8 protein-coding genes, 1 pseudogene and 1 riboswitch are annotated in these 16,624 nt (G+C 37.1%); of the genes and pseudogenes, 1 reads left to right on the forward strand and 8 read right to left on the reverse strand.

Features of this window, described 5'->3' with window-relative positions:
* Window positions 1-65 precede the first annotated feature (65 nt).
* Entirely contained in the window at window positions 66-1,610 is a 1,545-nt protein-coding gene (locus tag IGJ34_RS09905) for a glycosyltransferase family 39 protein (RefSeq protein WP_430597373.1), read from the forward strand.
* Between the two features lie 58 nt (window positions 1,611-1,668).
* Here the strand turns inward: IGJ34_RS09905 and lpdA are convergent, their stop codons facing one another.
* The 8 genes and pseudogenes from lpdA to IGJ34_RS09945 all read right to left on the reverse strand — a co-directional run bounded on the left by lpdA (window position 1,669) and on the right by IGJ34_RS09945 (window position 16,510).
* Entirely contained in the window at window positions 1,669-3,075 is a 1,407-nt protein-coding gene (gene lpdA, locus IGJ34_RS09910; protein WP_069638714.1) for a dihydrolipoyl dehydrogenase, read from the reverse strand.
* Window positions 3,076-3,082: 7 nt separating this feature from the next.
* Complete coding sequence (locus IGJ34_RS09915; RefSeq protein ID WP_430597374.1) at window positions 3,083-4,729, reverse strand: dihydrolipoyllysine-residue acetyltransferase; 1,647 nt, start codon at window positions 4,727-4,729, stop codon at window positions 3,083-3,085.
* 138 nt (window positions 4,730-4,867) lie between these two features.
* Window positions 4,868-5,845: an alpha-ketoacid dehydrogenase subunit beta gene (locus IGJ34_RS09920; RefSeq protein WP_069655618.1), complete on the reverse strand. Its 978-nt coding sequence runs from the start codon at window positions 5,843-5,845 to the stop codon at window positions 4,868-4,870.
* Between the two features lie 2 nt (window positions 5,846-5,847).
* Window positions 5,848-6,963, reverse strand: coding sequence for a pyruvate dehydrogenase (acetyl-transferring) E1 component subunit alpha (pdhA, locus tag IGJ34_RS09925; RefSeq protein WP_010764467.1), 1,116 nt, complete (start codon window positions 6,961-6,963; stop codon window positions 5,848-5,850).
* Window positions 6,964-7,533: 570 nt separating this feature from the next.
* A pseudogene (gene mgtA / locus IGJ34_RS09930) lies at window positions 7,534-10,158 on the reverse strand (magnesium-translocating P-type ATPase); the annotation flags it as partial.
* A gap of 749 nt (window positions 10,159-10,907) precedes the next feature.
* A riboswitch (M-box (ykoK) riboswitch) is annotated at window positions 10,908-11,076 on the reverse strand.
* 571 nt (window positions 11,077-11,647) lie between these two features.
* On the reverse strand, window positions 11,648-12,583 hold the full coding sequence (gene trxB / locus IGJ34_RS09935; protein ID WP_206848172.1) for a thioredoxin-disulfide reductase: 936 nt from the start codon (window positions 12,581-12,583) through the stop codon (window positions 11,648-11,650).
* 391 nt (window positions 12,584-12,974) lie between these two features.
* A complete protein-coding gene (locus IGJ34_RS09940) occupies window positions 12,975-14,759 on the reverse strand; it encodes an ABC transporter ATP-binding protein (protein WP_069655615.1) in 1,785 nt (594 codons plus the stop codon).
* Complete coding sequence (locus tag IGJ34_RS09945; RefSeq protein ID WP_430597375.1) at window positions 14,759-16,510, reverse strand: ABC transporter ATP-binding protein; 1,752 nt, start codon at window positions 16,508-16,510, stop codon at window positions 14,759-14,761. Before IGJ34_RS09945 ends, IGJ34_RS09940 begins: the two co-directional genes overlap by 1 nt.
* Window positions 16,511-16,624: the final 114 nt, after the last annotated feature.

Here is a 16,624-nt window from a genome sequence, read left to right on the forward strand (position 1 = left end):
ATAACAAAAGAATCTATACTAATCTATAAAGGAACGTAACTAATGCTAATTATGAGGAGATTTAAATGAAAAAAACGATGTTTTCACTCTTAAACTATCTATTTCTGTTATCGATTCTATATACTTTTTACGGTGCTCTTAGAAGTTGTCTGTTAGATAGTTCAAACATTGGTGATAAAATTTGGAACGTGATGCTAATCCTGGTCTTTATTTGCAGCATCACGCTGTGTTCAAAAACTATCCGTTCGCATATACTAAAAAAAATAGCGAGATGTATAGATATTTTTAAAAAGAATAGAACTATAATTACTCAATTACTGTTTTGTTTAACTCTTGTTTTGCAGGTTATTATTCTATACTACATTCACGTGCCAATTGGTTGGGATGTAGATGCTATTCACGCTAGTGTAACAGAGTTGGTCAAAAGTTCACCTGATTCTATCGCAAGTATTTATTTATCAAAAAACCCAAATAATACTTTATTTTTCTTTTTAATGTATTTTATAAGTCAAATAGGCACTGTTTTTCATCAATCTCTAGGGTATTCTTGGCTGTATTGGCAACTAATAAATACAATTTTTATGGATATAGGCTTTATTTTTATTTTTTTAGCAGCGAAAAATCTATTCAATAAAAACATTGCCTACCTCTCCTTTTACTTAGCTTTTATTCCACTTGCTTTATCACCATGGCTCTTGGTAGTTTACACAGATACTATTATGTTGCTAGTTGTTAGCCTTATTTTTTGGGTATATTCACTCGTTGAAAAAAATCAAACTAAAACCTTAATTGCTATTTTAGGTATTTTAATTGCCATCTGTTACCTTTTAAAACCTTCTTCGATAGTTTTTCTAATTGCCTTTATTATGATTAAACTCTTGGTTTTATTGACTACTCCTGGAAAAATAAAGATAAAAAAATGTGGTCTGGTTATTTTACTCTTTTGTCTACCTTTTACTGGAACAATAAAACTTTTTCATATGTATGAAGACCATCAAAAACTTATTATTATTAATAAAGACCAAGCTAAACCTTGGCAACATTTTGTAATGATGGGACTAACTGGTTCAGGAGGATTCAGTGAAGAAGACACGCAAGCAATTATTTCCATCCCTACAAAAAAGGAAAAAATAAACTACGCCAATACCAAAATCGTAGAACGACTTAAAAATTATGGTTTTGCAGGTTATACTAAATTTCTAATGAAAAAACATTTCAACAATACTAGCAGAGGTGATTTTGGCTGGGGCATAGATGGTGGTCCTCAGATTTATCTACAATCAACTAATCCTATACAAACCTTTTTAAGAGATACTTATTATCAGCAAGGTGAAAAAGTTAAAACTGTCCGTTTTTTCATGCATTTCATGTGGATCATTACCTTGATTGGACTGTTATTGGTTACAAAAAAACAATATAACGATGATGAGTACGATACTTTGTTAGCCATCTTTAAATTAACTATTTTGGGCGCTTTTTTATATTTACTCTTATTTGAAGGTGGTAGGTCGAGGTATTTAATTCAGTACCTCCCCACCATTTATATATTATCCGCCAATGGTTTCTTTCTGCATTTTCAACAGACGAAAACAACAACATTAAATATGTAAAAAAACAAAAGACCGAGCCTGGCCAGCTCGGTCTTTCTTTGTGTGACAAATATGCTATTTAAATATGAATTGGCAAACCTAAAGCCAATTCAGAAGCATCCATAGTAATTTCCCCTAAAGATGGGTGTGGATGGATTGTTAATGCAATATCTTCAGCATTCATGCCAGATTCAACCGCTAATGATAATTCAGAAATCATATCACTTGCGCCAACTCCACCGATTTGTGCTCCGATAATGACATTGTCTTCGTTTGTTGTTACCAAACGTACGAATCCTTCAGTTTTACCTAAAGAAATAGCACGGCCGTTACCAGCGAATGGGAATTTGTAAGCTGTTGCTTCTAATCCCGCTTCTTTGGCTTCAGCGATTGTCATACCAACACTTGCTAATTCAGGATCAGTAAAGGCTACAGCAGGCATTGCTTTGTAGTCTACTTCTACTTTTTTACCAGAAATTGCTTCAGCGGCAATTTTTGCTTCGTAGCTTGCTTTATGAGCAAGAGCAGCGCCTGGTACGATATCCCCAATAGCGAAGATGTTTGATACGTTTGTTCTACCTTGTTTGTCCACTTGAACTAAACCACGTTCGCCAACTTCAACACCAGCTTGTTCTAAACCAAGATCATCTGTGTTTGGACGACGTCCAACTGTTACCATTACGTAGTCAGCAGTTACTGATTCTTCTTTGCCGTCTACTTCATATTTAACCGTTACGCTGTCGCCGTTGTCGATTGCTTCTTTAGCCATCGCTTTGGTTACAACTGTTACATTTTTCTTCTTGAAATCATCTGTAACTAATTTAACCATATCTTTTTCATATGTTGGTAAAATTGAAGGACTACCTTCTAAAATCGTTACTTCAGAACCAAGGTTCGCATATGCGCCACCTAATTCTGCACCGATAACACCGCCACCGATGATCACAAATTTCTTAGGCACTTCTTTCAAGTTCAAACCACCTGTAGAATCTAAGACACGGCCGCCAAATTTAAATCCTGGGATTTCGATTGGGCGAGAACCTGTCGCTACGATTGCATTATTGAATGAGTATGTTTGCGCTGAATCTGGATGAATCACACGTAATGTGTTTTCATCAACGAAAAACGCTTCTCCTTCAATAATTTCGATTTTATGTTTTTTAAGAAGGAAACCAACACCGCTTGTCAACGTATTAACAACTTTGTTGTCTTTCCATTCTTGTGTTTTTGTAAAGTCTAACTCAACCTCTTTAGCTGTTACACCAAACATAGTTGAATCTAATGATTCTTGATAGTGATGTCCAGCTGCGATCAATGCTTTAGAAGGAATACATCCAACGTTTAAACATACACCGCCGATAAACTCACGTTCAATGATCGCAACTTTTTGACCCATTTCAGCAGCACGAATCGCTGCAACGTATCCTCCAGGGCCTGAACCAATTACGACTGTATCTAATTCAATGGCGAAATCTCCTACTACCATGTGATAATCATCCTTCCATTAATAATAATTCTGGATCAGCTAATAAACGCTTGATGTTGTTCATTGCTTTTTGAGCAGTTGCACCATCAACGATACGGTGGTCAAAACTCATTGAAAGTTTCATAACACGTCCAACAACGATTTCACCATCTGCATTTACAACTGGTTGAGTAGCGATTGTACCAACACCTAAAATCGCAACTTCAGGGTAGTTGATAACTGGTGTGAACCAGCCGCCACCAACTGAACCGATATTACTGATTGTGATAGAACCATCACGCATATCCGCACCAGTTAATTTGCCTTCGATTGCTAGAGCTGCTTTTTCGTTGATTTCATCAGCGATCGCAAACATGCTCTTAGTATTCGCATTTTTAACGTTTGGTACATATAAACCATGATCAGTATCTGTTGCAATACCAATGTTATAGTAGTTTTTATAAACAATTTCTTGTGCTGCGTCATCAATTGATGCATTCAAGATTGGGAATTTTTGAACAGTTGCTGTCAATGCTTTCACAACGTAAGGTAAGAATGTTAATTTCGTGCCGTTAGCTGCTGCAACATCTTTGAATTTCTTACGGTGATCCCATAATTTAGACACTTCAACTTCATCATGTAACGTAACATGCGGAGCAGTATGTTTACTGTTCACCATTGCTTTCGCAATTGCTTTACGAGTTGGTGTCATTTTTTCGCGTGTTTCAGCTTCACCTAAGTCAGAAACAAATGGTTTAGCTGGTGCTTTTGGAGCAGCTGTTTCAGTTGTAGTTGTTGTTTGTGGAGCTGCTGCAGTTTGTTCAGCTTGTGCTGGTGCTGCTACTTGTCCGCCACCTGAAATAAAGCTTTCGATATCTGCTTTTGTAACACGTCCGCCTTTTCCGGTTGGTGCAACTTGTGTGATGTCTACATCTTTTTCACGAGCAAATTGACGTACTGATGGCATAGCCAACACACGTTTGTTTGGATCAGCCGCTGCTACAACACCTGTTGACGCTGCTGGAGCTGGTGCTGCTTGTTCTGTTTGAGCAGGCGCACTTGTTGCAGGAGCTGCTGAACTTGATGCAGAATTATGTCCTGGTGCATCGATTTCAATCAATACATCCCCAACGTTTGCTACTGTACCTTCTGGAACAACGATGTTTTTAACTGTCCCTGTAACTGGTGAAGGAATTTCTTCAACAGATTTGTCATTTTGAACTTCCAATAATGTATCATCCTCGTTGATTGTATCGCCTGATTTAACGAACCATTTTACGATTTCGCCTTCTGCAATACCCTCACCGATATCTGGTAATTTAAATTGGAACACACCGCCATTACTGTCTGTTGCAGGTGCTTCTGGAACAGCTGCTGGTTGAGCAGGCGTTTGTTCTTGAGCTGGAGCCGCTGGTGCTGCATCATTTTCAGGATGTCCAGGTGCATCGATTTCGATCAATACATCTCCAACATTTGCTACTGTGCCTTCTGGTACTACGATCGATTTAACTGTTCCTGTAACGGGAGATGGGATCTCTTCTACAGATTTATCGTTTTGAACTTCTAGTAATGTATCGTCTTCATTGATGGTGTCTCCTGCTTTAACGAACCATTTTACGATTTCGCCTTCTGCAATCCCTTCACCAATATCTGGTAATTTAAATTGATAAGCCATTTTTTTAAGCCTTCCCTTCCTTTATCGTATCTGTCTAACTAGTCATTTACTGAAAATAACAGCGCTAAATTTCCACGTGATAAGATATCACGTGAAAATCAAGGCATGTTTTTAAAATAAAATTTGTTTAGTTTCTAATTAAAATTCTGCGATTTCTCTAGCTTTCGCTTCGATATCTTTAGCATTTGGCAACCAAATGTTTTCTGCTTGTCCAAATGGGAAGATTGTATCTGGAGCAGATACACGGCCAATTGGCGCTTCTAATGATAATACTGCACGTTCAGAAATCTCAGAAACAACCATAGCACCAACGCCAGCTTGTTTTTGCGCTTCTTGAACTACGACTACGCGACCAGTTTTTTCAACTGATTTGATGATTGTTTCAACATCTAAAGGAGCGACAGTGCGCAAGTCAATGATTTCAACAGAAATATTGTCTTTTGCTAAGTTGTCAGCGGCTTTGATTGCTTCACGAACCATTGCACCGTAGGTAATAATAGAAATATCAGTACCCTCACGAGTCACAGCTGCTTTATCTAATGGTACTTCGTACGCTTCATCCGGCACTTCCTCACGGAATGAACGGTACAATTTCATGTGCTCTAGGTAAACAACAGGGTCATTGCTTCTGATTGCAGAAATCAATAGTCCTTTTGCATCATATGGATTTGATGGAATAACCACACGGATACCAGGAGATTGAGCAATCAATCCTTCTAAGTTATCAGAGTGAAGTTCTGGTGTATGCACACCACCACCAAATGGCGCACGAACAGTAATAGGCATATTACGAGTTCCACCCATACGGTAACGAGTACGAGCCATTTGACCTACGATTTCATCAAATACTTCAAATACAAATCCAAAGAATTGGATTTCTGGAACTGGACGGTATCCTTCTAAAGCTAAACCAAAAGCCAAACCACCGATTCCAGATTCTGCTAAAGGAGTATCGAAGACACGGTCTTCGCCAAATTTTTCTTGTAAGCCTTCAGTTGCACGGAAAACTCCGCCGTTTTTACCAACGTCTTCACCGAAGATCAGTACGTTTTCGTCTTTCTCTAATTCAAGAGCTAAGGCATCTGTAATTGCTTGGATCATTGTTTTTTGTGCCATGATTATTTCGACTCCTTCGCTTCGTAGAATGCAATTTGTTCTTTAATGTTTTGTGGTTGAACTTCAAACATATTTTTCAAGAAATCAGATACTTTTTGTTTTGGAACTTTATCTGCTTCTGCAATTGCTACTTTAATTTCTTCTTTAGTTTTTTCAATTACTTCGTTTTCTTTTTCTTCAGACCATAAGCCTTTGTCTTCAAGATATTTACGGAAACGAACTAATGGATCTTTTTGTACCCATTCGTCATCCATATCTTTTGAACGGTAACGAGTTGGATCATCACCTGATAATGTATGTGGACCATAACGGTAAGTTAATGTTTCGATCAATACAGGACCATTGCCATTTGCAGACCATTCACGTGCTTCTTTTGCAATTGCATAAACCGCTAATGGGTCCATTCCGTCAACGACGATTCCTGGGATTCCTGCAGCTACAGCTTTTTGTGCTAAAGTTTTAGCTGCTGTTTGTTTTTCACGAGGTGTTGAAATCGCAAAACCATTGTTTTGGATGATGAACACGCCGTTTGCATGATACGCTCCTGCAAAGTTGATTGCTTCATAGAAATCACCTTGTGAAGAACCGCCATCACCTGTATAAGTGAAGACAACGTTTTTCTTGCCTCGTTTTTTCATCCCTAAAGCAACTCCTGCTGCTTGGATGTATTGCGCACCAATAATGATTTGTGGTGGTAGAGCATTTAATTCTGGTGCGTAGTGGTTACCTGCTACGTGGCCACGAGACCATAAAAATGCTTCTGTTAATGGTAAGCCGTGTTGAACTAATTGAGGTACATCACGGTAACCTGGTAATAGGTAATCTTCTTTTTCCATCGCAAATTGACTTGCTAATTGGCTTGCTTCTTGTCCAGCTGTTGGTGCGAAGAAGCCTAGACGACCTTGACGGTTCAAAGCAGTTGAGCGTTGGTCTAACACACGCGACCAAACCATACGAGTCATTAATTCTACTAATTCGTCATCTGATAAATCTGGTACAGCGTCTTTGTTTACGATTTTCCCATCTTTATCTAAAATTTGAAATGTTGGGAAATCAGCGTCGACTTTTTCCATAAGTGCTTTAAAGTCAATAGGTTTTTGTTTCTTTGCCTTTGCCATTTTGTCACACAATCCTCTCTGTTACGTTTCTTTTTTTCGTAAAAGGTAAAACAGCGTTAAAAACTGTATTACTTTTTATCGACTACTCTTACAAATTATCACTAAACAGACAAAAGAGCAAGTAAAAAGTGAGCATTTCTTTAAATTTGATTAAAATACTTGAAACCTTTCGTATCAAAGGTTAGTGATTAAAATCACAAACAGGAAACCGTTTTACAAATGGCTTTCCTAATCATATCTTTTGACAACAGGCTGTTATAGTCATCCAGTTCATTGTTATGCTACAGAAAATTCACAAGTTAGACATTATTTACTGAAAAATGAACATACTTTTCCAAAACATAAGAAAAAGAACAAAGACAAAAATTGGTGTATTTTGTCTTTGTTCTTTAAAAAACGAATATTCATAATTTAAAAATAGTTTTTCTTCATTCTTTACGAATAACAACTTCAATCACAAAAAAAAATTTCGGCATTTGCACTTAAATAGTTTGTTGTAAATGAATGAATCAAAATCTTAATTTCGATAAAAACTGCTCTTTAAAAAAATGAACTTTGTCTTTTTTTGAATTAAATCCACTCTTTGGTCATATGAATATAAAGTCTTTTAGCAACTTCCACTGTAATTAAATATAGTACAATGATCAAAATGAACCAGCCCCAATAATTAGCTGGAAGTTTCACAAAGTCGAAAAACTCCCGAATTGGTGTTAAGACAATCAATAATCCTAAAACCACTGCTCCTAAGCTGGAAAGAATTACTGCAGTTGATGCGATACTTTGGATAAATGGTAACTTTCTTGTCCGGACCATTTGCACAACTAATGTTTGACTAACCAAGCCAACCACGAACCAACCTGTTTGGAACAAATGTTGGCTTCCGATTGTATTCGCACTAAAGACAAACCACATTACGAGGTAGGTCATGATATCAAAGATACTACTTACTGGACCAATACATAAGGTAAACTTCATCAAGCCATTCGTTTCCCAACGTACAGGTTTCAGTAGATCTTCTTCATCTACATTATCCCAAGGAATAGCTAATTGCGCGATATCATAGATTAGATTTTGAATCAGTAATTGAATCGAAAGCATTGGTAGAAATGGTAAAAAGGCACTTGCAATCAAAATTGAAAAAACATTTCCAAAGTTAGAACTGATCGTGATTTTAATATATTTCATCATATTACTAAAGACTTTTCGCCCTTCTATCACGCCATCTTCTAAAACGTTCAAACTTTTTTCCAACAGAATGATTGAACTAGCATCTTTCGTAATATCAGCTGCTGTATCAACTGAAATTCCTACATCTGCTTTACGAAGTGCTGGTGCATCATTGATTCCATCTCCCATGAAACCGACTGTATGACCATTCCCTTGCAGTGTTTCAATAATTCGAGACTTTTGCATCGGATTTAATTTGGCAAATAAATTGGTTTTTTCGACTTCGTCTTTCATTTGTTCATCCGACATATTATCGATATCAGAGCCAAGTACAACATGAGACACTTCAATTCCTACATCCCTACAAACCTTTTTAGCAACAATATCATTATCACCGGTTAAAACTTTTACATTGACGCCATGTTCGTGTAAGGATTTGATTGCAGTGATCGCTGATTTTTTGGCTGGATCTAAAAATCCCATAAAACCGATCAGCGTCATTCCTTGCTCATCTTCAACACTATAAATGGCTTCACTATGCACATCTTTTTTAACAGCAACTGCTAAAGCGCGCATACCTTGTTCATTCATACGAATATTGACTTCACGCATTCTTTTTTGTAATTCAGGTGTTAACGGTACGATCTCTCCATTGATTTCAGCATGTGTACAAACTGCTTCCATCTCTTCTACTGCCCCTTTAGTGATCATAAATTGATGACCATCTGCATTGACCACCACCGTTAAACGACGACGAGAAAAATCAAACGGAATTTCATCAAGTTTTGTCACGGAATGATATGGACTGTGATTTTTATTTTCCTCATAAAAGTTGATCACAGCGACGTCCATCAAGTTTTTCCAACCAGTTTGGTAGTGAGAATTTAGATAAGCCATATCTAGAACTTGATTATTAAGTTCGCCTAGTGGATCTAAGTGTTGAACCAAAACAACTTTGTCTTCTGTAATCGTACCGGTCTTGTCGGTGCAAAGAATATCCATACTACCTAAATTTTGAATAGAAGGTAATTCTTTCACAATGACTTTATGTTTGGATAAACTTAATGCCCCTTTTGCTAGGTTACTCGTTACGATCATTGGCAACATTTCAGGCGTTAATCCAACAGCAACTGCAATTGCGAAGAAAAACGCTTCGCCCCATTCACCTTTTGTAATGCCATTGATCAAAAAAACGATTGGAAACAGAATCATCACCATTCTTAGTAAAAATTTACTCACCTTTGTCAAACCAATATCAAAAGAAGTCTTTCCACGTTGTGTCGTAGCATTTTTAGCAATATCACCAAAAAAAGTATTTTGTCCAGTCTTTAAGATAATCGCTTTTCCTTGTCCACTCAATACGTCAGTTCCCATAAAAATCAAGTCCTGCATATCTAAGGCGGAAACAGATTCTGAATTTTTATCAATACCTGCATCCACAAATTTTTCTACTGGCATTGACTCCCCTGTTAGAGAAGATTGATTAATAAATAAATCCTTTGTCCAAATCAACACAGCATCTGCTGGGATCATATCACCCGTCGCAAGCGTTACAAGATCCCCAGGTACAACTTCGTCCATTGGAATTTCTTTCGTTTGACCAGCACGTGTTACAGCAGTCGTATTTTCGATAAGTTCTTTTAGATTCAAACTCGCTTTTTGGGAACGATATTCTTGAATAAAGGCAATAATAACACTAGCTAAAATCATGATTCCCATCACAAGTGCTGCTTCAAAATCTTTTGTTGCAGCTGAAACGACCATCAATAAAGCTAAAACATAAACAAATGGATCTTTAAATGCTTCTAAAAACATGATAATTGCTGGAGTTGGCTTCTGTGCGGATACTTCATTTGGTCCATATTCTTCCAAACGATTCTTTGCATCTTCTTCAGATAACCCATTTTCTGATGTCCGTAGTTCCATCATCAATTCACGTTCAGAAAGCATTGCTAATTTTCTTAATTCTTGGTCTTTTGTTGTTTTCTTTGTATCTACTATTTTTTTATTCATCATTTTCTTTTCCTCCTTTGCTTCATCTGTTTGAAGGGAAAGAAAAAATCATTTCATTTCCATCGTCTTCAAGATTAAGGCTACATTTAATTTATTTCTCGTCTGACTGGGGTCTTCCATGTGACTCTTCCTCTCTTTCGTTTATTTTGGAACGATGGATTTTTTGTTAGGTGGGTATTTTACTATCCTGCAGACTGTTCCTTGTACTTTTTTTACTATCTGGTTTTTCTTCTAGCTGTTTGGTTCTTTCTGCGGAACTTCTCTCCTTGCAGTCGCCAAGTACTGTTCATCATCAGCTCTGGCGTAGCCAGTACGTTCTTCTGTTCTTAAACTTTTTGTTTACTAGCTTCTGTTTTCCTTCTACACGCTTGTTTCTTTTTGCGGAACTTCGCTCCCTATGGTCGCCAAGTACTGTTCATCATCAGCTCTGGCGTAGCCAATACGTTCTTCTGTTCTTAAACTTTTTGTTTACTAGCTTCTGTTTTCCTTCTACACGCTTGTTTCTTTTTGCGGAACTTCGCTCCCTATGGTCGCCAAGTACTGTTCATCATCAGCTCTGGCGTAGCCAGTACGTTCTTCTGTTCTTAAACTTTTTGTTTACTAGCTTCTGTTTTCCTTCTACACGCTTGTTTCTTTTTGCGGAACTTCGCTCCCTATGGTCGCCAAGTACTGTTCATCATCAGCTCTGGCGTAGCTAATCGCTGTGATTCACAGCAAAAACGCACACTCAACAATAGAGTGTGCGTGAAATAGCAACATAAATAACAGTTTCTCTATCGTTGAGCTTTAGCACTATAGGGCGTAGATAATTTCTTATCAGCTACATTATGAATAACCTTCACGATCATTCCTGTTCAACCAACTAAGAGTCTCTCGATTCTTTCGCGGCAGTAGCTTGTGTCCAAATAGGAGCCTCACCTAACAATTATTCAGTTATTAGTCCTTAACCATCATAGTTCATATTTTTACAATTGTCAAAAGAAAAAACCAACAAATTATAGTTGTTTTTCGGTGCATTTGTCCCTTTACCAGTAAAGTCTTTTCCTCCATAATAAGCACCAATTGCTATGGTTGTGATCGCACTTGCGATGGTCGACCACCGTTACGCTTTTTCTAAACCCGTTAATGGCTTCCCTGTTTTCAGTTCTCCTGTAATTGTTTGAAAATACTCGCCAACCAAACCCTTTTCTGGTTTCGTCAAAATATCTAGGTATTCTTTGTATTTTTCATTGAATTAAACGTCTGCTTGTGTGACTTTACTTGGATCGGTCACCCACATCCATACGTAAGTTGGACACGACAACGGTAACGCCTTCATTCTTGTCGCGGTATTGGTTGGTTCTTTTATATTGTTTAAGGCATTGGCTGATTGACTACAAGAAGCGGATACATTTTCATAACGAATAAAGCTAGACTAATTAGATGATTAAAAAAGTTTTTTTGTACGAAAAAAGAGCTAAGCCAAAACTTAATAAGTTTTGACCTAGCTCTTGATCAACCAAAATTATAACGAGGATTCTTCCGCCTCAGTCATATCTTCAATATATTTATAAACTTGTTGTCCTGCAATTCCGCCTTCGCCTACTGCTGTCGTGATTTGACGTAATGTTTTTTCACGAACGTCTCCAATAGCAAATACACCAGGCATACTTGTTTTCATATCTTGATCTGTTTCAATCCAGCCTTCTGCATTTGTTAAACCAGATTTTTTGAATGGCTCAGTCAATGGATCAAGTCCAACATAGATAAAGACACCATCTGCTTCAATTTCCTTCACTTCATCGGTTAGGATATTTCTTAATTGTCCACCTGTCACGACCATATCATTCCCAACGATTTCTTCTAAAACAGTATTCCATTCAAAAGAAATTTTTTCATTGGCAAACGCACGATCTTGGATGATTTTTTGTGCACGTAGTTCATCTCGACGATGCACAATCACAACTTCTGAAGCAAATTGTGTTAAATAAATCGCTTCTTCAACCGCTGAATCCCCGCCACCAATCACTAAAAGTTTTTTATTGCGGAAAAAGGCCCCATCACATACAGCACAATAAGAAACACCGCGTCCTGCAAATTCTTCTTCGCCCTTCACACCTAATTTACGATGTTCACAACCTGTCGCAATGATTACAGTTTTCGCTTGATACGTTTTATCATCACAAATAACTTCTTTGTAGGTACCTTGATCTTTGATATCCATCACAATACCGTAGGCATTTTCAGTCCCAAATTTTTCGACGTTTTCGTACATTTTATAAGCTAACTCAGGTCCCATGATTGAATCAAAACCTGGATAGTTTTCTACTTCAGCTGTGTTGTTCATTTGTCCGCCAGGCGCACCGCGTTCAATCATCAATACCGAAAGATTAGAACGTGACGCATATAGCGCTGCAGTCATTCCAGCAGGCCCTGCCCCAATTATAATTACATCATACATAAGTCATTTCACCCTCCGAATTTTTCAAGTACATTTACTTTACAACTTAACAAGTTGAATGTCTATCTTTCTGCCCAATGATGGTATTTTCAAAATAAATTTATTTCGTTTTTTATTATAGCATGCTTTTTTTTGGATAGCATCTCTTTTGTACTTACTTTTAATAAGAAAAAAAAGATTTAGAACTAACTTTAAAAGTCACCTCTAAATCTAACTGTACGATAAGGAAAAGGAACGAGTACGCTGTGCTTCCATTGCATCAAATTCTATGTGCTAAAGCACTAAGATTTGATAGCGTCCGAAATAGGCAGAAATTCACAAAAAGTTGAAAAGTAATTTTCGTGAATCTCTTCTTATTTCTAGGAGCTAAACGCTTTTCTCAGGCTCTTTTTTATCCTTCACTATTTTGTAATTGATACATATCTGCGTACAATCCATTTTGAGCTAATAAATGTTCATGATTGCCGCGTTCGACGATCCGACCTTTGTCTAATACTAAAATTAAATCGGCATCACGAATAGTAGATAATCGGTGAGCAATTGCAATTGTAGTCCTACCTTGACGCATATTTGCTAACCCTTCTTGAATCAGCCCTTCTGTTTCCGTATCGATATTCGCTGTAGCTTCATCCAGTACAAGGATTTTTGGATCGGTCACAATTGTTCTAGCAAATGAAATCAGCTGACGTTGACCACTAGAATAGCTTGCCCCTCGTTCAATCACTTTAGCATGGTATTTTTTTGGTAAAGTTTCTATAAATTTATCTGCCTGAACAAATTCTGCCGCGGCTTTAATTTGTTCATCCGTGATTTTTGGATTCAACATTCGAATATTCCCAGCGATATCACCATAAAACATAAAAGCATCTTGTAAAACCAGCCCTAATTTTTTTCTTAATTCAGGTAATGGGTACTCACGAATATCCCGATCATCAATCAAGATTTCACCTTCATAAAATTCGTAGAATCGCATCAAAACATTAATGATTGAGCTCTTACCACTCCCGGTGTGCCCAATCAATGCAACTGTCTCACCAGGATTCGCAATAAAACTGATATTATTTAAAACATTATTCTGACCATCATAAGAAAAACTAACATTACGAAACTCAATTTTCCCACGGATAATTTCGGCATTAGCTCCGATTTTTTGCTGTGGTGTGACTTCTTCGTTATCAAAGATTTTCAATATTCGACTACCAGCTACCATCCCATCTGTAAAAACACTTAGAAAATCCATCATTTGTGTCATCGGGTTAAAGAACGCTTGGACATAGGTCACAAAAGCATAAATCATTCCAACTTCAACAGGAGAATGTAGTGCGTCATAACCAAACAAAGTCAATGTCAAACCAATCGCTAACGTATAGAGGAAATTAATGATTGGACCCAAAAGCAAAGAATTCGTTTTGATCATTGAAAAACGTGTCTGTAAATAATCATTATTGGTCGCTTCGAATTCTTTTTCCAAACGTTGTTCTTGTCTAAATTGCTGAATGATTTGCATCCCTGATATATATTCGTTTAACTTTGTATTCAACTGACTTAATTTTTCACGCATACTTCTATAGATTCTAGAACTGAATTTTTGATAATACCAAATCACAATCAATAAAATAGGTAAGAAAATCAAGTTGTACAACGCAATTTTCCCACTGATTTGAAACATCGCAATAAAGGATGAAATTACGGCAAAAATTCCTGTTAACACCATCAAAAAGACATACCAAAATTCAAACAACGTTTCTGTATCATTCGTGACACGTGAAACAATCGACCCCGCTGGTGTTTGATCGAAATAACGCATCCCTAATGTCTGTAACTTTTCAAACAACTTCACACGAATATACTGATAGGTTTTTAGCGAAGCATTGGAATATAAAAACCACTGGAAAAACCAGACGATACTTTTAACCATCACACCGAATAGATATAGCCCAGCAAAAAAGAGAATCACTTGATTAGTAGCCGTTTTCGGTGTTAAATAATCATCCATGAAGGTTTGAATGATTCTTGGTAAAATAATATTGATAATTGATAGGATCAATGCAAACAAAATCGCTGTAAAAAAAGTCCGCCGAAATGGCCGTGCAAATTTTAGCAATCGTTTGACGATCGAGACTTGTTCTTTTAACGGAACCGATTTTGTCCATTCTGATTCATATTTTTCTTCCATTATGCTTCACTCCCTTCAATCTTCGCTTCTAATTGTTGTTTATCCCACATGCGCTTATACCATCCAGCAAGACTTAATAGCTCTTGATGCGTCCCACGTTCAACGATTTTCCCTTCATCTAAGACAATGATTTCTTTTGCGTGCATAACACTACTTAATCGATGGGCTGAAATAATCGTTGTTTTTTCTTTTCTTGCTTCTTTCAGATTAGAGAGGATTGCTTCTTCTGTTTTAGCATCGACCGCTGATAAAGCATCGTCCAAAATCAATAATTCAGGATCGACAATCAACGCTCTAGCAATTGAAATCCGTTGTTTTTGACCAGCTGATAAAGAAACACCTCGTTCTCCAACCAATGTATCATAGCCTTTAGGAAACGCTTTGATCTCATTATTTATAAAAGCCATTTCAGCTGCTTGTTCCACTTCTGCTTCTGTAAAATCAGGATTAGCAAAACGAATATTATCCCGTACAGTCATTGAAAACAGAAAATGATCTTGAGGAACATACCCCATTGAATTCATTAACGCATCCAATGAATACTCTTTTATGTCATGCCCACCAAAAGTCACTTGACCTTGATAATGATCGTATTCACGCATCAACAATTTTAAAATCGTTGTTTTTCCGGCTCCCGTTTTACCAACGATGCCTAATGTTTCTCCCACACCAATCGTAAAGTTGATTTGTTCCAACGTTACGTGGTCATCTTTAGGATAAGTAAACTGAGTAATTTCCATCGACACCTGACCTATAGCAGGTGTTTGTATTGCATCTTTTTTCTCGATGATATGTGTTTTTTCATGCAGCAACTCATTCACACGATCATAACTTGCATTGCCTCGCTCCAAGACATTGAACAAACGACCAATGGCAAACATCGGCCAAACCAGCATCCCAATATAGCTGATAAACGATATCAACTGACCGATCGTGATCGTGCCTTCCATAATAAAACGTCCGCCTATAATAATTGTCAAAACATAAGAAATCCCAATAATCAACGTAATAAACGGATCAAACAAAGCATCTAGAAAGTTTACGCGCTTGTTTTTCACAATCGCGTCATCAATCTTTTCTGTGAAATCTTGAATATCTTCTTTTTCTTGCCCAAAAGTTTTGATAACTTTTATTCCAGTAATACTCTCTTGTGTTTTGTCGTTGATTGTTGAAAAGGCTGCTTGTGAATCACGGAAAGCATCATGTAATTTCGACCCTAAAACTCTAGACGTGACCGCCAATAATGGTAACGGAATCAATGCAATCAATGTTAAACGCCAATCCACAAATAAAATCATCGCAACAATCGTGGCCCCACCTGTGATAAGTGAATCTGCAAAGGTTAGAATCCCTGCTCCTGCAACATTCTGAATAGCATTTAAATCATTCGTTGCATGAGCCATCAAATCACCTGTTCGGTATTTCTGATAAAAAACAGTATCCATTTTTGTAAAATGATGGAATAATTGCCGTCTTAACTCTTTTTCAAGCTTTGCTGCACTACCCCAAATGTGCGTCCTCCAAATATATCGAAAAATATATTGTGCTAATGCTGCTGCTAATAAAATACTGACCCAAAATAAAATAGGTTTTATCGTCAGATTTTTTGCAGCGATCTCATCCACCACGATTCCGATTACTTTTGGCGGAACTAATTGTACAAGAGCTACCATAACCAATGAAAAAACCCCAATGATATAGCTTTTTTTCTCTTGTTTGAAAAACCACCCTAACTTTTTAAAAATAGACATTTACATTCTCCTCTTCTAAATTGACTACTGTGCGCTCACATCATTTATTTGTTGTTTACTCATTTCAGTACAACTCCTTTCATTTATTAAAAAATAAGTACAAAAAAACGGACC

The sequence above is a fragment of the Enterococcus sp. AZ177 genome (genome assembly GCF_050544585.1).
In the GTDB taxonomy this organism is placed as follows: domain Bacteria; phylum Bacillota; class Bacilli; order Lactobacillales; family Enterococcaceae; genus Enterococcus_L; species Enterococcus_L plantarum.